An 18558-nucleotide genomic window follows, 5' to 3' on the forward strand; every position below is an offset into this window, starting at 1 on the left:
TGCGACAGTCCTACGCCCTGATCACCCGGGCCGCAATACCGTCTCCCGCGCCAACTGGCCTTTTGTGATCGGGCTGTTACGGGTGGTGGGGGCGGCGGGGCGGATGGTGCGAAGGCACCCCTCGGACTCCCGCGGCCCGCCCCCGGCTCACACCAGGGGCGGGGCGGACGGCGCTCCGGAGGACTGCGCGGCCCGCTGCAACGCGCTGGCCAGCAGTGCCAGATCCGTCGGGCCGTTGCCCAGCTCGCGCAGCGGGCGCCGGGCCGGGGGATCGCCCATCCGCTGCCACTCCAGCGGCACGACCGTCGGCCGCAGGGTCGAGGTCCTGGGTATCCGCCCGGTGACCCGGCCCGCCTGGAAGGGCGTGGAGGAGCCGTCCTCCGCGCGGTGCAGCCGTCCGCGGCCCGGCGGGACCGGGCCGGACGGATCACCCGAGGCTCCCAGCAGTACCCGCAGACCGGCGCGTCGGGAGGCAGCGGTGTCGGCCGTACGGTCCGGATGGCCGGTCGTGGCGATCAGGTGCACGCCGAGCGCGGCACCCTCCCGGGCGACCCCCTCCAGGGCCCGCACCACCGAACCTGCGGCCGGCCGGCCGGTGCTGCCCAGCGCCGGGGACACCAGCTCGTCGAAGTCGTCGACCAGCACGAACAGCCGCGGCATCGGCACCGCCGCCGCACCGTCCGCCACCTGAGCACCGCTGCGCGCCCGCAGCCGCAGGGTGCCCGTCGTGGACGGGTCCGGCTCACCGGCGGCGCTGCCGGTCGTGCCCTCGGTCGTACGGCGCGGGGCGATGATCCGGGGCGCCGGCAGATGCTTGGCGCGCCACTCCGCGAACGGCGTCCCGGCCAGTATCTCCGCGCGCCGCTTCAGCTCCGAGGACAGCGCCTGCGCGAACTCCCGCATCCGGACCGGGTCCGAGGCGGCGAGATACGTCGTGACATGCGGCAGGTCCGTACACATCCGGAGCCCCTCGCCGCGCTCGCTGCTGCCGTCCACCAGCACCATCGACAGCAGATCCGGGCGGTCCGCGGCGGCGAGCGAGGCGGCCAGGGAGCGCAGCAGCTCGGTCTTGCCGGTGGCCGCCGTGCCCTCCACGAGCAGATGGGAGCCGTCGGCGGCGAGGTCGGCGGAGAGCGGGCCGTGCGGGCCGGTGCCGAGGACCGCGGCGGCGCCGGGCCGATCGGTGTCCGTCGCGGCGGCCCAGCGAGCCATCAGCGAGGCGGGCGTCGCGCGGGCCAGCCCCAGCTCGTCCAGCAGCCTGGAGGAGTCGGGCAGCGGGACGGCGGCGCGATGCACCGTGCGTCCGCCGACGGAGGCCGTCGCGTCGGCCTCGCGCAGCGGCGCCAGCGCGCGGGCGAACCGCTCGGCCCAGGCGCCGGAGACCGCGTCCACCGTCGCGACCGTGCCGTTGGGCCCCGAGCCCGGCTGGACGACGCGCAGCGCCGTGGCGACATCGCCGCTCAGCACCGCCACCGCCCCGCACTCGCCGAACGCGGGCGACGCCACGCGGGCCGCTTCGTACGTCGCGGCCAGTGGGAAGACGGGGGACGCGGCGGGGGTCTCCGCGAGGCAGATGAGGTGGATACCGGCCGCGGGCCCGCCCGCCGCCAGCCGGGCCGCCGTCTCGCGCAGTGCCGACGAGCCGAGGTCGCCGTCGACGATCACGACGGTGTAGGGGCCGTGGTGGCCCGCGGCGGCCGAGGCCACATCGGCGCGGTCGGCGCTGGCCCATCCGGGGCCCAGCGGACCGTCGTCCAGCCGACGCACCAACTCGGTCGTACGGGCCGTCGCCTGCTCCTTGTCGTAGGCCAGCAGCAGACGGCAGTCCTGCCCGTGTGCGGGGCGTACCTGGGGGAGCCAGCCCAGCCAGGACCAGTCCGCCACCCGCTCCTCGGTGCTGCGCGAGCGGTCCGTGCTGAGCAGCACGATCTCCAGGGTGCCGGGGGAGTGCAGGGCGGCGAGCTGGGCGACCGCGGAGCGGGTCAGTCCCGCCAGCCGCCCGCGCGGCCCGGCGAGGCCGAGGGCGCCGGCCCGGCGCAGATCGACGGTGACGGGCACGGCGGCCCGGCCGCCGCTGCCGCTTGCCGTGCCCAGCCGGACCGTCAATACGTCAGGGTGGTCGGGGCCGCGCTCCCAGAGCCGCGGTCCCGGGCCGAGCGCCGTCAGCAGGACAGCGGCGGCATCGGGCCATCGCTCGTGGGCGGCGGGTCCCGCCGCCGCGGAGCGGTCCGAGGCGGCAGCCGGGGGCGACGCGGCGTGCTCCGCGGCGGCGTCCACGGTCCGCTCCGGGGCGCCTGCGGGCCGGTCCACCGCGGACCTGCCGCCGGCCAGCCGCCGCGCCCAGGCACCGATCCCGCCGCGTCGCGCGCCCTTCGGGGCCTCGGCCGGGGCCAGGGCCTGCTGCCCGCCGTGCGTCCGCTCCTGCGGGCCCGCGGGCATGCCCTCCGCCCGCTCCCGGGCCCCGGGGCCCAGGCCCTCGGAGGGGGTGCCGCGCAGGGGCGTGCCGTGGCCGGTGCCGGGCCGGGCACCCGCCGCGTGGCTGTCGTCGTACTCCAGGCGCGCATCGTGGCTGCCGGGGCCGCCGGGCACCTGCCGGTCGTGGGCAGGGGGACCGGAACGGTGGTGGTCGTGCCCCGGGTGGCCGTGCCCACGGTCGTCGTGCCCGGGTGCGGCGTACCCGGGAGAGGCCGGGCCGGGCTGCGCGGGGATGCCGGGGCCTTCCTCGGGGCGCCGGGCGGGACGGCCGGTGGACGGGCTGTCCAGGAACGCCGCGCCGTGGCCCGGGGAGGCGGGCGGCCGCTGGGCGTCGTCCCACGCGGTGGTGCCGCGCAGCGGCGTGTCCCGCCGCGCCGGTCCGCCCGGCGAAGGGGCCCGCCCGTCCGTTTCCCGGGCGGGTGAGGGGAAGGTGCCCGTGTCCTGGCCGGGGCCGCCCTGCGTGCCGAACGCGTCGTACGGGCCCGGCCGGGATTCCGGCCCGGTGAGGTCGCCGGGGTGGCCCGCCGGGTGACCCGGAACGTCCGCGCCGGGGTGCTGCGCGCCGCCGTCCTGCCCCTGCGCCTGGCTGCCGGGGGCGTACGCCCCCGACCCTCCGGGCTCGGGCCACCGGACCGAAGCGCCGGAACCGCCTTCGGCCCGCGGGCCCTGTGGCTCCGCGGGGACCGGCGCCCCGCCCGGGCCGCTGTCCCCGTGTGCCCCTCCGGTGCCGCCGTGCCGAGCGCGGCTCTCGGTGCCCGCCGTCTGCGGGGTGATGCGCAGATGGCCCTCGCCGTCGGGCGTCGCGGCCAGGGCCGGATCGGGGGCGCCGGGGGAGACCTGCAGGCGCAGGGCGGACTCGCCGATGCGCAGCAGGGTGCCGGGACGCAGCGGGGCGGGCTGCTCGCCGAGGTCGGTGCCGTCGACGGCGGTGCCGTTCGTGGAGCGGAGGTCGGCGACGTACACGGAGCCGTCCGGCTCGACGGTCACCGCGCAGTGCAGCCGGGAGACGTCCGGGTCGTCGAGGGGGACGTCGGCGTCGGCGGAGCGGCCGATGCGGATCTGGCCGCCGTGCAGCAGATGGACTCCGCCGGCGTCCGGCCCGGAGACGACGCGCAGCCGGGCCTGGCCGTGCGGCAGGCCGTGCGCAGGGGCGGGGCCGGGGCCCTGGAGGGAGAGCACCGCGCCGTCGATCAAGGGCGGCTCGCCGATCGCCGCGCGCTGGAGGTCGAGCCGCTCGGTCCCGGCGTACAGCACGACCGGGCTGCTGCCGGTGCCGCCCGAGCCGCCTGCGCTCCCGGAGCCGCCGCCGCCGACGTCCGCGCCGGAGCCGGCCACCGACGCCGCGAGGGAGCCCGCCACCGAGGCCAGCGGGGTTCCGGCGGGGGCCGTCACGAGCACGTCGCAGGCCCGGGTGGTGTGGCCGCTGCGCGGCCCGAGGACGGTCAGCCGGATCTGCATCGCCGTCAACGGTCCCTTCTGCCGGGAAATCCGGCAGGGGCCGCGCTCACTCCCCCACCGCACCCGAGCACGTCGGCACGTACAAGTCCCAATGCACGTCGCGACAAAGACCGCGCGCCCCACCGCATGCGTGCTGGGTGCATCCTCGCACCTGCCGCTGACAACACGCCCGCCGACCGTCAACGAGTGATCTTGTTTGGTCTCCCAAGGGCGAAAAAGTGCCTGCTTGCGCGCGGTGAACGGCCGGATTTCGATCGCAATGATCAACTTCGGAAGGGGCCGGACCTGTCGAGGCCCTCGCGCGCACCCGCGGCCGGCCGCCGGTGGCAACCATTCGCCGCTTCGGCACGTCTTCCCCACAAGCCCCGCCGCCGTCGCGAGCCCAGGAGCTTGTACGACGGCATTACAGTGGGCGGACGGGCCGCGAGCTGACCCTGCGGGCCAGGCAGAGGAACCACCAAGACCAGGGAGCGCATGACGTGCGGCCGGTAGGCAGCAAGTACCTGCTTGAGGAACCGCTGGGACGCGGTGCCACGGGCACCGTCTGGCGTGCCCGTCAGCGGGAGACCGCGGGCGCCGAGGCCGCGGTGGCCGGCGAGCCCGGCGAGACCGTCGCGATCAAGGTCCTCAAGGAAGAGCTGGCGAACGACGCGGATGTGGTGATGCGCTTCCTGCGGGAGCGCTCCGTCCTGCTGCGGCTCACCCACCCCAACATCGTCCGGACCCGTGACCTCGTCGTCGAGGGCGATCTGCTCGCCCTGGTGATGGACCTGGTCGACGGCCCGGACCTGCACCGCTACCTTCGCGACAACGGCCCCTTCAGCCCGGTGGCGGCCTCCCTGCTGACCGCGCAGATCGCCGACGCGCTGGCGGCCAGCCACGCCGACGGCGTGGTGCACCGCGACCTCAAGCCCGCCAACGTCCTGCTCGCCGGGTCGAACGGCAGCGGCGAGATGCACCCGATGCTGACCGACTTCGGTATCGCGCGCCTCGCGGACTCCCCGGGCCTGACCCGCACCCACGAATTCGTCGGCACCCCCGCCTACGTGGCGCCGGAGTCCGCCGAGGGCCGCCCGCAGACCTCCGCGGTCGACATCTACGGCGCCGGCATCCTGCTGTACGAGCTGGTCACCGGCCGGCCGCCGTTCGCCGGCGCGACCGCCCTCGAAGTGCTGCACCGGCATCTGAGCGAGGAGCCGCGCCGCCCCAGCACCGTCCCCGAGCCGCTGTGGACGGTCATAGAGCGCTGTCTGCGCAAGCGCCCGGAGGAGCGGCCCAGCGCCGAGAACCTCGCCCGCGGCCTGCGCACCGTCGCGGCCGGCGTCGGAGTGCATTCCAACCCGGCCCAGGCCGAGGCGGCGCTGGGCGTCGCCGCGCTGCTCGCGCCCGACCCCACCCCCGCTGTGGTCCCCGGGACGGAGGGCGCCCCGGACGGCGGCGACGCCACCCAGGTGCTGCCGTCCCACGCCGGCTCCTACGACCCGGCCGCGGCCACCAGCGTCATGCCGTCCACCGGCGGCCCGGGCCCCGGCCAGGGCGACCCGACCCGCGCCATGCCGCCGGTGCCGCCGATGCCCCAGGGCATGCCCGGCGGCGGGCCGCAGGAGCCCGAAGGGCCGCACCCCTGGGAGTCCCAGATGCGGGCCGCCCGGGACCGCAGCGAGCAGACCCAGGTGCAGTACCTCGACCCGAGCGAGGACCCGCTGCGCCGCCGCCCCCAGCGCCGGCCCGCGCCGCAGCAGCCTCCGCAGGGGCAGCAGCAGTACGGCGGTCCCGCGCCGTACGCCCAGCAGGCGCCGCAGCGCCAGGCTCCGCAGCGCCGCCAGGAGCCGCCGCCGCAGCGCTACGAACCGCAGCGCCCGCCCGCCCCGGAGCCCCGGCCCCGGCGCGAGCCGCGTCAACGCAGCGCCAACCCGATGCGGATTCCGGGCCTGGGTTGTCTCAAGGGCTGTCTGTTCACCCTGCTCATCCTGTTCGTGGCGAGCTGGCTGATCTGGGAACTGACTCCTCTTCAGGAGTGGATCGGCACGACGAAGGGCTACTTCGACCAGATCGGGGATGCCTACCGCACCGTCGAGGACTTCGTGCAGAGCCTCTCCAAGTAGCGCCCACCCACCGGGGCGGCAGGGCCGCCCCGGTGCGCGACCTCGTGGATTTGTCGACTTCCGGCGGGCGATTTCACCTGCAGAAGTGAAGGTTGCCGCCGTCCGGGGCACCGAACCCCTCGGTACCCGCGTAGCTTTGACGCCAACTTCAGCCCCCGGCAGGACGCTCGGGGGCCCGACACGTCGGAGCAGTCTTGGCACGGAAGATCGGCAGCCGGTACACCGCCCACCAGATCCTGGGGCGCGGCAGTGCCGGCACGGTATGGCTGGGCGAGGGCCCCGAAGGGGCCGTGGCCATCAAGCTGTTGCGTGAGGATCTCGCCTCCGACCAGGAGCTCGTCGGCCGCTTCGTGCAGGAGCGTACGGCGCTGCTGAGCCTGGACCACCCCCGCGTCGTCGGCGTGCGCGACCTCGTCGTCGACGGCAACGACCTGGCGCTGGTGATGGACCTCGTACGGGGCACCGACCTGCGCACCCGTCTGGAGCGCGAGCGCCGGATGGCCCCCGAGGCCGCGGTCGCCATCGCCGCCGACGTCGCCGACGCGCTGGCCGCCGCGCACGCCGCCAGGATCGTGCACCGCGACGTCAAACCCGAGAACGTCCTGCTGGACATGCAGGGCGAGCTGGGCCCCGGCGGGGCGCACCCCGCGCTGCTCACCGACTTCGGCATCGCCCGGCTCGTCGACTCGCCGCGCAGGACCCTCCCCCAGCCTCCGGCCGGGGGGTCCTCCGTCCCGCTTCGCTCGACGAAGGTCATCGGTACCCCCGACTACCTCGCGCCGGAGATCATCGAGGGCCTGCCGCCACGCGCGTCCGTCGACGTCTACGCCCTGGCGACCGTCCTGTACGAGCTGCTCGCCGGCTTCACGCCCTTCGGCGGCGGCCACCCCGGAGCGGTGCTGCGCCGACACGTCACCGAGAGTGTGGCGCCCCTGCCCGGTATCCCCGACGAGCTGTGGCAGCTGCTGCTCCAGTGCCTGGCGAAGGCTCCCGCGTCCCGGCTGCGCGCGCCGGAGCTGGCCACCCGGCTGCGGGAGATGCTTCCCGACCTCGCCGGCATCCCGCCGCTGGACATCGACGAGCCGGACGACGAGTCCGCGGAGGACGAGCGGGCGGGCCAGGAGGGCGGCACACCGCGGGACGACGCGCTCTACCCGCCGGTGGCACCCGAGGCGGGCCCCACCCGCGGCGCGGTCCCGCTCGTCCAGGGCGCGGTGCCGGACTCCAACCGGGAGACCCACACGAGCATGCGGGTCCCCGGCCCCGACGAGCTGGCGGGCGGCGCGCACGGCACCGCCCGCGCCCCCCGGGCCGCCGGGGAGCGCCGGGCGGGTTCGGCCCGGCACCGGGCGGTGCGCCGCCGGCGGATCAAGCTCGGCGCGGCCGCCGCCGCGGTGGTCGTGGCGGCCGGTATCGGCGGCTGGCTGGCCTCCGGCGACGACGAGCCGGGCGACGCCGGGCCCGGAGTCCACAGGTCGGAGCCCGACGCCCCGTGACCGCGCCTGCCGGGCCGTTCCCCAGGGCACGCGGCAGCTGCCCGTGGCCGCCCCGGCAGCGGCCGACAGCGGCCCGGCAGGGCCTCGGCGGGGCCGTCCCGACGGGGCCGGGGCACGACGGCGGCGTCAGCCGTTAGGCTGGGTGCGTGGCAGTCGTCGATGTATCCGAAGAGCTGAAGTCCCTCTCCTCGACCATGGGGTCGATCGAGGCCGTCCTGGACCTCGACAAGATGAGGGCCGATATCGCCGTGCTCGAGGAGCAGGCCGCGGCACCGTCCCTGTGGGACGACCCGGAGAGCGCGCAGAAGATCACCAGCCGCCTGTCCTACCTCCAGGGCCAGCTGCGCCGCGCCGAGGAGCTGCGCGGCCGGGTCGATGACCTCGAGCTGCTCTTCGAGATGGCCGAGGACGAGGGCGACGAGGACGCGCGCGCCGAGGCCGAGGCGGAGCTGACGTCCGTGCGCAAGGCGGTGGACGAGCTGGAGGTCCGCACCCTCCTGTCGGGCGAGTACGACGCCCGTGAGGCGCTGGTCAACATCCGCGCCGAGGCCGGCGGTGTGGACGCCGCCGACTTCGCCGAGAAGCTGCAGCGGATGTACCTGCGCTGGGCCGAGCGGCACGGCTACAAGACCGAGCTGTACGAGACCTCGTACGCCGAAGAGGCCGGCATCAAGTCGACCACCTTCGCCGTCCAGGTCCCCTACGCCTACGGCACGCTCTCGGTCGAGCAGGGCACCCACCGCCTGGTGCGCATCTCGCCGTTCGACAACCAGGGCCGCCGTCAGACGTCCTTCGCCGGCGTCGAGGTGCTGCCGGTCGTCGAGAAGACCGACCACATCGAGATCGACGAGTCCGAGCTGCGGGTGGATGTCTACCGTTCCTCAGGCCCCGGCGGCCAGGGCGTCAACACCACGGACTCCGCGGTCCGTCTGACGCACCTTCCGACCGGCATCGTCGTCTCCTGCCAGAACGAGCGCTCGCAGATCCAGAACAGGGCCTCCGCGATGAACGTCCTCCAGGCGAAGCTCCTGGAGCGCCGCCGCCAGGAGGAGCAGGCCAAGATGGACGCGCTCAAGGGCGACGGCGGCAACTCCTGGGGCAACCAGATGCGTTCGTACGTCCTGCACCCGTACCAGATGGTCAAGGACCTGCGGACGGAGTTCGAGGTCGGCAACCCCACCTCCGTGCTGGACGGCGACATCGACGGCTTCCTGGAGGCCGGGATCCGCTGGCGCAAGCAGCGGGAGAAGTAGCGCTTTTCGGCGTATACGCCTCATCAGACAACTGCCTCTCCTCGGAGGGCAGTTGTTTTTTGATGTGGCGGTTTGGTCACAGTCGTACGTCCATGTACCGCCCAACTTCTGGCAATTCGGTCATCGAGACTTTATTCGACCTTGACGATGTTGGCGGAACTGGGAAGGGTGGGCGCGGCATGCGTATGTCTGGGGCGCGTGTATGAACGGGGAGATGAGTGGCCCGCCCGAGTGGGGCCGTGACTCGCGTACCCCCTGTCGGCCGTGGCCCCGTACAGCGATGCTCCATTGACGAGTTCAGCTACTGGGGGTAGCAGCACATGACGAAGAAGACGCGGCTGCGCGTAGCGCGCATCGCAGCCGGCGCGGTGATCGCGGCCGGTGCGTCGCTGACCGCGGCCGGCGCCGCCTCGGCGGCAGGCCCCGACCAGGGTGCCAACGGTGATGGCGGCACGGGCATCATCGGCGGCCTCATCGGCGGAATCATCGGTGGCGGCGACTCCGGTGGTGACACCGGCGGCGACACGGGCGGTGACACCGGCGGCGACGACGGCGGCATCGGCGGTGAGATCGGCGGTGACGACAGCACCGGCGGCGAGATCGGCGGTGACGACAGCACCGGTGGCGAGATCGGCGGTGACGACAGCATCGGCGGTGAGACCGGCGGTGACGACAGCATCGGCGGTGAGACCGGCGGTGACGACACCACGGGCGGTGAGACCGGCGGTGACGACACCACCGGTGGCGACACCACCGGTGGCGACACCACGGGTGGCGACACCACGGGCGGTGACACCACGGGCGGTGACACCACCGGTGGCGACGCCAGCACCGGCGGTGACGCCGGCACCGGTGGCGACAGCACCGGCACCGGCACCGACAACGAGGGCAGCAAGCCCGTCGAGCAGCCGGGCGAGGGCAAGGAGCAGATCGCTGACACGCCCGGTCAGGCGAAGCAGGAGGCCAAGGGCGGCGAGCTGGCCGAAACCGGCTCCTCCGGCACGACCTTCCTGCTGATCGGCGCGGCGACGATGATCGCCGGCGGTGTCGGCTTCCGCCTGATGCCCCGCTTCATCAACAAGAGCGGCGGCGGCGCGGCCGCGGCCTGACGCTGACGCAGTACACGACGAGGGCCCGGAGCGCAGCCAGCGCTCCGGGCCCTCCGGTGTTCTCCCGGTGAGAAGGTGCGCCGACGGGCCTGCGCCGGACGCGCGGAAAGTGCGCGTCCGCTTGCGCTACGTGAGGTATCGAGTGCTCGCGCCGTACGCGGCGGCGCTCACCCGCGGCTGTGGCTACCCGTCTCAGACGGTCTGCTGCAGGAGCAGCCCCACCGCGATCAACGCGATCAGCAATGCCACCAGCATCACGGGGCTGAGCTGGGCGAACATGCCGCCCGTCTGGTGCTGAAGTCGTTCCCTGCTGGCCCGGCAGACCGGGCAGCGGCCCTCGCTCACAGGGGCCGCGCAGTTGGCGCACACCAATCGGTCGTACGTCATGCGACCTCCTTCTCCACTGCGCCAACGCACCGGAAGGCACATTGGTTCCCCCTACCACTGTGCCAGGTCCGTGGCGGAACGGCGCGCCCCGCGGGATTGTGCTCCTTTTGTCCCGTAGGTGCCGTGAATAAACGCACCAACCGCCGACGGCGACTGCGCCGCCGTGTGAGGTTCGCGTATGGTCACGCACACCGACGGGAGCCGCAACCCGGCATACCGTGCCCTCTATCCAGGTCGACCGTGGTGCATCAGTGATCCGATTCGACAACGTCTCCAAGACCTACCCGAAGCAGAACCGCCCTGCGCTCAGGGACGTCTCGCTCGAGATCGAGCGCGGCGAGTTCGTCTTCCTGGTGGGTTCCTCGGGCTCCGGTAAGTCAACCTTCCTGCGCCTGCTCCTTCGCGAGGAGCGCGCCAGCCATGGCGCCGTGCACGTACTGGGGAAGGACCTCGCGAAGCTGTCCAACTGGAAGGTGCCGCAGATGCGCCGCCAGGTGGGCACGGTCTTCCAGGACTTCCGCCTGCTCCCCAACAAGACGGTGGGGCAGAACGTCGCCTTCGCTCTGGAGGTCATCGGCAAGCCGCGCGGCCAGATCCGCAAGACGGTGCCCGAGGTCCTCGAACTCGTCGGCCTTGGCGGCAAAGAGGACCGTATGCCGGGTGAACTCTCCGGTGGTGAGCAGCAGCGCGTCGCCATCGCGCGGGCCTTCGTCAACCGCCCGATGCTGCTCATCGCGGACGAGCCCACCGGCAACCTCGACCCGCAGACCTCCGTCGGCATCATGAAGCTGCTGGACCGGATCAACAGGACCGGCACGACGGTGGTCATGGCCACCCACGATCAGCAGATCGTCGACCAGATGCGCAAGCGGGTCATGGAACTAGAGAAGGGCCGGCTCGTACGCGACCAGTCGCGCGGCGTGTACGGCTACCAGCACTGAAAGGACGCCATGCGCGCCCAGTTCGTCCTGTCGGAGATCGGCGTCGGTCTCCGCCGTAATCTCACGATGACCTTCGCCGTCATCGTTTCCGTGGCCCTCTCGCTCGGCCTGTTCGGCGCCTCGTTGCTGATGCGCGACCAGGTCAGCACGATGAAGGGCTATTGGTACGACAAGGTCAACGTCTCCATCTTCTTCTGCAACAAGAACGACGCCGGCAGCGGCACGAACTGCACCAAGGGTGCGGCCACGCAGCAGCAGAAGGACGACATCAAGGCCGAGCTCAACCGGCTGCCGCTCGTGCAGAAGCCGGTGCAGTACGAATCCAGCGACCAGGCATACAAGCACTACAAGGAGCAGTTCGGCGACACGCCCGTCGCCGGACTGGTCACGCCCGACCAGCTGCCGGAGTCCTTCCGGGTCAAGCTCAAGGACCCGACGAAGTACACGGTCATCAAGTCGGCGTTCTCCGAGCGGCCCGGCGTGCAGGAGGTACAGGACCAACGGGACACCGTTGAGCCACTGTTCAACCTCCTGAACGGCATGAATATCGCCGCGCTGTGTGTGATGGGGCTGATGCTCGTCGTTGCGCTGATGCTGATCGTCAACACCGTCCGGGTGTCGGCGTTCAGCCGAAGGCGGGAGACCGGGATCATGCGCCTGGTGGGAGCTTCCAGCTTCTACATCCAGATGCCGTTCATCCTGGAGGCCGCCATCGCGGGGCTGCTGGGGGCGGTGTTCGCCTGCGTGCTGATCGTCGGCGGCAAGTACATCCTGGTCAACAACTGGCTGGCCGAGAAGATCCAAGTGATCAACTTCATCGGCTGGGACTCGGTGGCGGCGGTCTTGCCACTGGTGCTGCTGATCGGGCTGCTGATGCCCGCGCTCGCCGCCTTCTTCGCGTTGCGCAAGTACCTCAAGGTGTGAGCTTTGCCAAGGGGCGTCGTACGGTCAACTCACCGTACGGCGCCCTTTTGTCACCTAGACTCACCGGCATGTCGGGCCCGTGTGCGTACGACCGGCCCCGCCGCATCCGCCGCGGGGCAGCCCTGACGTTGGTCTTCGCGAGTGTGCTCGCGACCGGCGCGGCGGCGGGTACATGGAACGAGAGCGCCGAAGGCGCCGTGGAGCGGCCGGTGCGGACCAGCGCCGACGGCCGGGCCGAGCGGATCGCCGACCGCGCCGCTGTCGAGCGGGCGGCGTCCGAGGCCATCGAGGACGGCAAGTCCGGTTCGCAGGCCGCTGCCGACGTCGTCAGCCGCAGCGGCGACCGCTGGTCGACGATCTACTCACCCGGCGAGTTCGAGGGCTTCCAACAGCAGCTGGACGGTGCGTACGTCGGCGTCGGCCTGTGGGTGCGCCAGGCGCACGGCGGCCGGATCGAGGTCTCCGGGGTGCAGGACGACAGCCCCGCGGCGCGCGCCGGCATCGCCGTCGGTGACGCGCTGCGTGCCGTCGACGGCCGGCCGTCCCGGGGCAGACCGGTCACCGAGATCGTCGCCCGGCTGCGCGGCGCCGCCGAGGACGGTTCGGGCCGGCACTCCGCCGAGGCCGGGACGTCCGTCCGGCTGGATCTTCAGCGCGGCTCCCGCTCCTGGACCGCGACCCTGCACCGCACCCGTCTCAGAACGCAGAACGTCACCACCGAGCGGCCGGCCGGGACCCACGGCCTGACCCGGATCAAGGTCTCCGCCTTCGCCAAGGGCACCGGCGAGGAGGTGCGCCGGGCGGTCCGCCGCGCGGCGCCGCACGGCGGTCTGCTGCTGGATCTGCGCGGCAACACCGGCGGCCTGGTGACCGAGGCCGTCGACGCCGCATCCGCCTTCCTGGACGGCGGCCTGGTCGCCACCTATGACGTCCGCGGCAGCCAGCGCGCCCTGTACGCCGAGCGGGGCGGCAATACCCGCGTTCCGCTGGTGGTCCTCGTCGACGGCGGCACGATGAGCGCCGGTGAGCTGCTCGCCGGAGCCCTGCAGGACCGCAGCCGTGCGGTCGTCGTCGGCTCCCCGACCTTCGGCAAGGGCTCGGTGCAGATGCCCAGCGAGCTGCCGGACGGCTCGGTCGCCGAGCTGACCGTGGGCCACTACCGCACACCGTCCGGCCGGGCCGTCGACGGCCGGGGGATCACCCCCGACGTGCTGGCCGAGAGCCGCACGGAGAAGAGGGCCCGGACGGTATTGAGTGGCCTCGGGGGTGGGTCGTAGTGCGAAAATGGCCGCACTATGGCTAAAGAGACGGGGCGCAAGCTCATCGCGCAGAACAAGAAGGCGCGGCACGACTACCACATTCTGGACACCTACGAGTGCGGCCTGGTGCTGTGGGGCACCGAGGTGAAGTCGCTGCGGCAGGGCAAGGCTTCGCTGGCCGACGGCTTCGTGCACATCGACGGGCATGAGGCGTGGCTGCACAACGTCCATGTGCCGGAGTACACCCAGGGCACCTGGACCAACCACAGCGCCCGCCGCAAGCGGAAGCTGCTGCTGCACCGCGTCGAGATCGACAAGCTGGAAGCGAAGAGCCAGGAGAGCGGTCACACGATCGTGCCGCTGGCGCTGTACTTCAAGGACGGCCGGGCCAAGGTCGAGATCGCCCTGGCCAAGGGCAAGAAGGAATACGACAAGCGGCAGACGCTGCGCGAGCAGCAGGACCGCCGTGAGACGGACCGCGCCGTCTCGGCCGCTCGCAGGCGCCAGCGCGCCTGACCCCCGGCCCCCGCCCGCTCGCCGCGGGTCCGGGGCAGGGCCGGGGAATACGCTGGCATCGTCGTGCGTTGGTCACGTACGATGGCACTGCACCTCACGGGGTGTGCAGGATCTGGCGCTCCATGCGGGTGTCAGTGCACCACCTTGAAAAAACAACATGGGGATGATCGGTTTCGACAGCGGATGTTGAAGCAGGGGAAGCGAGTCGAGGAAGCGGCAATGATCTCGTAAACCATATGTCGCAAACAATAATCGCCAATACCAAGCGCGATTCCTTCGCCCTCGCTGCCTAAGTAGCGACTTGCGAAGTGTCAGCCCGGGGCTGTTCCCGACCCGGATCCTGGCATCAGCTAGGGGACTAAACTTCTAGACCCGGTCACGGGGTATAGAAGGAAATCAAACAGTGACTGAGCCCGTCGGAGACTTGTTCGCGTGATCTCCGGGGCCGAGAAAATCGCAGTGAACTGCACTCGGAGAAGCCCTGTTGCTGCACCGTTGGACGCGGGTTCGATTCCCGCCATCTCCACAATTCCCATGTGAGGCCCAGGCCCCGTGTGTCCGAGAGGACACCGGGGCCTGAGTCGTTTTTGTGGTCGCCGGCCACATATCGGCGCACCCGGGGCCCGCCTACCGTCGCTCGGCAATGACGGACGGCGAAGGGCAGGGACGGGGCGTGATGAGACGGATGCGGACGAGATGGGGCCGGCGGACGGCCGGGGTGCTGGTGCTGCTCGCCGGGCTGCTGGCGGGCGGACTGTCGCCGGTGGGCGGCGCGCGGGCGGAGGCCGCCGCCGGGACGATCGAGGAGGTCACCGGGTTCGGGACGAATCCCGGGGCGCTGCGGATGTACCGCTATGTGCCGTCCGGGCTGCCGGAGGGCCGGCCGGTCGTGGTCGCGATGCACGGGTGTACGCAGAACGCCGTCGACTACGGACGGCAGAGCGGTTGGGTCGAGCTCGCGGACCGGTGGGGCTTCTCGGTCGTGCTGCCGGGGCAGACCACGGCGAACAACGCCTCCTCGTGCTTCAACTGGTTCACGGCGGGCGACACGGCCCGCGGGCAGGGAGAGGCCGCGTCCGTCGCGCAGATGGTGGAGCGGCAGCGGACGGACACGGGGGCCTCGAAGGTCTATGTCACCGGGCTGTCGGCGGGCGGCGGGATGACGACCGTGATGATGGCCGCGTATCCGGAGGCGTTCACGGGCGGCGGGGTGGTCGCCGGACTGCCGTACGGCTGCGCACAGGCCGCCGGGTCGCCGTATGTGTGCATGTACGTCGGGGCGACCCAGACGCCTCAGCAGTGGGGTGACCGGGTGCGGGCGGCGAATCCGGGGTACGGCGGGCCCTGGCCGACGCTCACGGTGCTGCACGGCACCGCCGACACCACCGTGAAGCCGGTGAACATGGCGGATCTCGTCGAGCAGTGGACGAATGTGCACGGCGTCGACGGGACGGCTGACCGTACGGACACGGTGGGCGGGTATCCGCACGCGGTGTATCAGAACGCCGCGGGTGCCCCGGTCGTCCAGACGTACGCGATCACCGGTATGGGGCACGGGCAGCCGGTCGACCCGGGGACGGGACCGGCTCAGTGCGGGACGGCAGCGGCGTATGTGCTCGATGTGAACCTGTGTGCCGCGTATGAGCTGGGGCGGGGATGGGGGCTGGGCGGCTGAGAGGCCGCGAGCGCGCCGGGGCCGGGCGGTTCAGCGGCGGGCGCGGGCGGCGAGGAGGGTGGTGACGAGCGCGAGGCCGGCCGCGCAGGCCGGGACGGTGTAGGCAGCCGGCGATGAGCCGGGGAGGTGGTCCACCGCCCAGCCGCCCGCCGCCGAGCCGGCTGCGATGCCGCCGAGGAGGGCGGTCACGGCCAGGGTCATCCCTTCGTTCAACTGACCTGCGGGCACCCGGGATTGGACCAGGCCCATGCCGGTGACCATGGTCGGCGCGGTGGCCATACCGGCCGGCAGGAGCGCGGCAGCCACGGCCACCGCGCTGCCCGTCGAGGCGGCGAGGAGCGGGAGCAGCATCAGGGCGGCCATCGCGGCGATGCAGAGGAGGAAGCGGCGGGCGGTCCGGCCGGCGGGCGGCAGCAGGCCGTAGAGCAGGCCGGCCGCGCAGGAGCCGGCTGCCTGGAGGGCGAGCATGGCCCCGGCGGCGGAGCGTACGCCGTGGCTGTCCGCGAAGGCGACGGTGACGACCTCCAGTGAGCCGAAGATCGCGCCGGTGCACAGGAACGTGGCGAGGAGCGGCGGCAGGCCGGGGAGGCGGAGCGGGGGCCGGGGACGGACGCGGTCTTCCTCTCGGGGCGGTACGGGTGGTTCGGTGCGGCGCTGGGCCGCGAACAGCAGCACGCCGGAGAGCAGCAGTGCCGCCGCCACGGCCGTACCCGCCTCAGGGAAGAGGGCGGTGCACAGCAGGGTGGCGAGGACGGGGCCGAGCATGAAGCAGAGTTCGTCCGCCGCCTGTTCGAAGGAGTTGGCGGTGTGCAGGGCGGCGGGGTCCTCGCGGAGCAGGTGGGCCCAGCGGGCACGGGACATTCCGCCGGTGTTGGGCGTGGTGGCGGTGGCCGCGTAGCAGGCGAACAGGGTCCAGGCGGGCGCGTCATGGTGCACGCACAGGAGCAGGCCGACGGAGCCGAGGGCGGCGAGGACGGTGGCCGGGACGGCGATACGGGCCTGGCCGTGGCGGTCGATCAGCCGGGCGGTCCACGGGCCGGCCAGTGCGGTCGCCGCGAGCCCGGTGGCGGTGACGGCTCCGGCCAGCGCGTAGGAGCCGCGCGATCCGGCGATCATCAGGACCGCGCTGATGCTGAGCATGCCCATCGGGAGGCGGGCCAGCAGGTTCGCGGCGGTGAAGGCGCGGGTGCCGGGGACGGCGAAGATCCGGCGATAGGGCGCGAGCGGCCCGCGGTGCGGACGGCGCGGACGGGGCGCGCGACGGGCCGGCAGGACAGGGGGCCGTACGGGCGGGGCGGTGACGGGGCGGGCGGCGAGGAAGAGGATCATTCCTCTACCGTCGCGGCGGACCGGGTCGGTCGTCCAACACCTGATCAGACTGCATTCACGCAACAGGGTTGTTAATTCTGGGCGGTGGCTGGGAGGGTGGCCCGGTGCCGTATGACATCGACCCGCGTCTGCTGCGGGCGTTCACCGCCGTCGCCGAGGAACTTCACTTCACGCGGGCCGCCGCCCGGCTGTACGTCGCCCAACAGGCGCTCAGCCGGGACGTCCGGCGCCTGGAGCGGGAGCTGGGTGCCGTCCTCTTCGTGCGGACCACGCGCCAGGTCGCGCTGACGCCGGACGGGCAGCGGCTGCTGCCGTACGCCCGGTGGGTGCTGGCCGCGCAGGACGAGCTGGCCGCCGCGTTCCGGGCCGTGCCGGAGCGGCCGCTGCTGGTCGATGTGGGCGTGCCGATCGGGACGGCGCACCGGGTGCTGGAGACGGCCCGGGGCCGGGTGCCGGAGAGCTGCGAGCTGGTCGCCCGTTTCCACAGCGGACTGACGGGCGCGGCCGCCGAATTGGCGGACGGGCGGCTCGATGTGTCCTTCGGCCGGGTCGCGGCACTGCCGGCGGGGGTGCGGGCCGGTCTGGAGCATCAGCCCGTCCGGCTGGAGCCGATGGCGGTGCTGTTGCGCGAGGGCCATCCGCTGGCCCCCCGGGGCGCGGTGCCGCTCGCGGCGCTGGCCGGGGAGACGCTCTACGCGGGCGCAGGGAATCCACAGACGGCGGAGTGGACGGATCTGGCGGCCCGCCTCTTCGAGGGGCGTGGAATCGCGATGGCCGCTCCTTTCCCGGAGATCGAGGGCTCGCGGGAGTTCGTGCGGGTGGTGCGGAAGCGGGGGTGGTCGGTGCTGGCGAGTGTGGAGTTCATCGAGGTGCCGGGGATGGTCCTGCGACCGCTGGTCGATCCGGTGCCGCTGTCCCCGATCTCGATGGTGTGGCGCAAGGGGCTGCGGCATCCGGGCCTCGACGCGCTGCGGACCGCGGCACATGAACTCGCCGCCGAAGGGGGATGGTTGACGACTCCGGCGAAGGCGTGGCTGCCTCGGGAGGATGCCCGCGCGATGGGCGTCGGCTAGCGGATCGGCTCCGTGCCCGATGCCGGGCGGGCCCTGCCGGGGGCGCGGGGTCGACAGGGCCCTGTGGTGGTGCCGATTCACCACCAGCCGTGGTGGAATCCGGCCAGGCCGTCCCAGTGGGGGCCGAAGAACCCGAGCGTCAGCTCGGTGAAGTCGCCGGCCTCCGCCGGCTCGGGTGCCTCGTACTCGACCTGCTCTGCGGTTCCTGCATGGAGGTATCTCCTTCGGGAGGGCTGCGCACCAACAGCGCACGCACCGTGTCGGGCTGATTACTCAGCGTTCTTTCATCAGATTGTCAGCGGCCTGCGCCGATGCCATTGCCTCTATCGGGTGAACGGAGGGGCGCGCGACGCATCCGGCCGCGGAGCCGCGCCCCCGCGCCGCCGGGCCTCTGCGCTGCACAGCGCGCGCAGCGCCCGTCCGGTGCCAGGGCCCGCCGCCTGTCCGATGCAGGACGGCTCACCACGCGGCCACGGAAGGCGTGAGTGCAAGGTTTCGCCGTGGTCACCTGTCGGCACGGGCCGGAAACGCGCCGTACCTAGCTTCGAGGGAGAGGAC

The 18558-nt window shown here is 72.8% G+C and carries 13 protein-coding genes, 1 other RNA gene and 1 pseudogene; 11 read left to right on the forward strand and 4 right to left on the reverse strand.

The window, feature by feature from the left end; translation table 11 throughout:
• Positions 1-147: 147 nt before the first annotated feature.
• Entirely contained in the window at positions 148-3933 is a 3786-nt protein-coding gene (locus ACGFZW_RS34925; RefSeq protein WP_393897362.1) for an FHA domain-containing protein, read from the reverse strand.
• Between the two features lie 479 nt (positions 3934-4412).
• On the opposite strand from ACGFZW_RS34925, the gene ACGFZW_RS34930 reads away from it, so the two are divergent.
• The 4 genes from ACGFZW_RS34930 (at position 4413) to ACGFZW_RS34945 (ending at position 9896) form a co-directional block, all read left to right on the forward strand.
• Positions 4413-6038, forward strand: coding sequence for a serine/threonine-protein kinase (locus ACGFZW_RS34930; protein ID WP_393897341.1), 1626 nt, complete (start codon positions 4413-4415; stop codon positions 6036-6038).
• Positions 6039-6232: 194 nt separating this feature from the next.
• A complete protein-coding gene (locus ACGFZW_RS34935; RefSeq protein ID WP_393897342.1) occupies positions 6233-7534 on the forward strand; it encodes a serine/threonine-protein kinase in 1302 nt (433 codons plus the stop codon).
• 146 nt (positions 7535-7680) lie between these two features.
• Positions 7681-8787: a peptide chain release factor 2 gene (gene prfB, locus ACGFZW_RS34940; protein WP_393897343.1), complete on the forward strand. Its 1107-nt coding sequence runs from the start codon at positions 7681-7683 to the stop codon at positions 8785-8787.
• A 320-nt stretch (positions 8788-9107) separates the two neighbouring features.
• On the forward strand, positions 9108-9896 hold the full coding sequence (locus ACGFZW_RS34945; RefSeq protein WP_393897344.1) for a hypothetical protein: 789 nt from the start codon (positions 9108-9110) through the stop codon (positions 9894-9896).
• A 192-nt stretch (positions 9897-10088) separates the two neighbouring features.
• On the opposite strand, the gene ACGFZW_RS34950 is transcribed toward ACGFZW_RS34945, so the two are convergent.
• A complete protein-coding gene (locus ACGFZW_RS34950; protein ID WP_393897345.1) occupies positions 10089-10283 on the reverse strand; it encodes a hypothetical protein in 195 nt (64 codons plus the stop codon).
• Positions 10284-10534: 251 nt separating this feature from the next.
• Here ACGFZW_RS34950 and ftsE point away from each other — a divergent pair, with 251 nt between their 5' ends.
• From ftsE to ACGFZW_RS34980, 6 genes are all read left to right on the forward strand, one after another.
• Complete coding sequence (gene ftsE, locus ACGFZW_RS34955; protein ID WP_030069385.1) at positions 10535-11224, forward strand: cell division ATP-binding protein FtsE; 690 nt, start codon at positions 10535-10537, stop codon at positions 11222-11224.
• 9 nt (positions 11225-11233) lie between these two features.
• The gene (ftsX, locus tag ACGFZW_RS34960; protein ID WP_393897346.1) at positions 11234-12148 is read left to right on the forward strand and encodes a permease-like cell division protein FtsX; all 915 of its coding nucleotides are present in this window, start codon (positions 11234-11236) and stop codon (positions 12146-12148) included.
• 68 nt (positions 12149-12216) lie between these two features.
• Positions 12217-13425: a S41 family peptidase gene (locus ACGFZW_RS34965; protein WP_393897347.1), complete on the forward strand. Its 1209-nt coding sequence runs from the start codon at positions 12217-12219 to the stop codon at positions 13423-13425.
• Between the two features lie 18 nt (positions 13426-13443).
• A complete protein-coding gene (gene smpB, locus ACGFZW_RS34970; protein ID WP_393897348.1) occupies positions 13444-13923 on the forward strand; it encodes an SsrA-binding protein SmpB in 480 nt (159 codons plus the stop codon).
• A 159-nt stretch (positions 13924-14082) separates the two neighbouring features.
• Positions 14083-14452, forward strand: a transfer-messenger RNA (tmRNA) gene (gene ssrA / locus ACGFZW_RS34975).
• Between the two features lie 156 nt (positions 14453-14608).
• Positions 14609-15598 carry an alpha/beta hydrolase family esterase gene (locus tag ACGFZW_RS34980; RefSeq protein ID WP_393897349.1) on the forward strand — a complete coding sequence of 330 codons (990 nt, stop codon included), beginning with the start codon at positions 14609-14611 and terminating at the stop codon, positions 15596-15598.
• A 30-nt stretch (positions 15599-15628) separates the two neighbouring features.
• On the opposite strand, the gene ACGFZW_RS34985 is transcribed toward ACGFZW_RS34980, so the two are convergent.
• Positions 15629-16927 (reverse strand): MFS transporter, encoded by a 1299-nt coding sequence (locus tag ACGFZW_RS34985; protein WP_393897350.1) that lies wholly within the window; start codon positions 16925-16927, stop codon positions 15629-15631.
• Positions 16928-17031: 104 nt separating this feature from the next.
• On the opposite strand from ACGFZW_RS34985, the gene ACGFZW_RS34990 reads away from it, so the two are divergent.
• Positions 17032-18000, forward strand: coding sequence for a LysR family transcriptional regulator (locus tag ACGFZW_RS34990; RefSeq protein ID WP_393897351.1), 969 nt, complete (start codon positions 17032-17034; stop codon positions 17998-18000).
• Positions 18001-18077: 77 nt separating this feature from the next.
• On the opposite strand, the pseudogene ACGFZW_RS34995 reads toward ACGFZW_RS34990, so the two are convergent.
• Positions 18078-18185, reverse strand: a pseudogene (locus ACGFZW_RS34995) (lasso RiPP family leader peptide-containing protein); the annotation flags it as partial.
• Positions 18186-18558 lie beyond the last annotated feature (373 nt).

Source organism: Streptomyces sp. NPDC048248, from assembly GCF_043201875.1.
Lineage (GTDB): Bacteria > Actinomycetota > Actinomycetes > Streptomycetales > Streptomycetaceae > Streptomyces.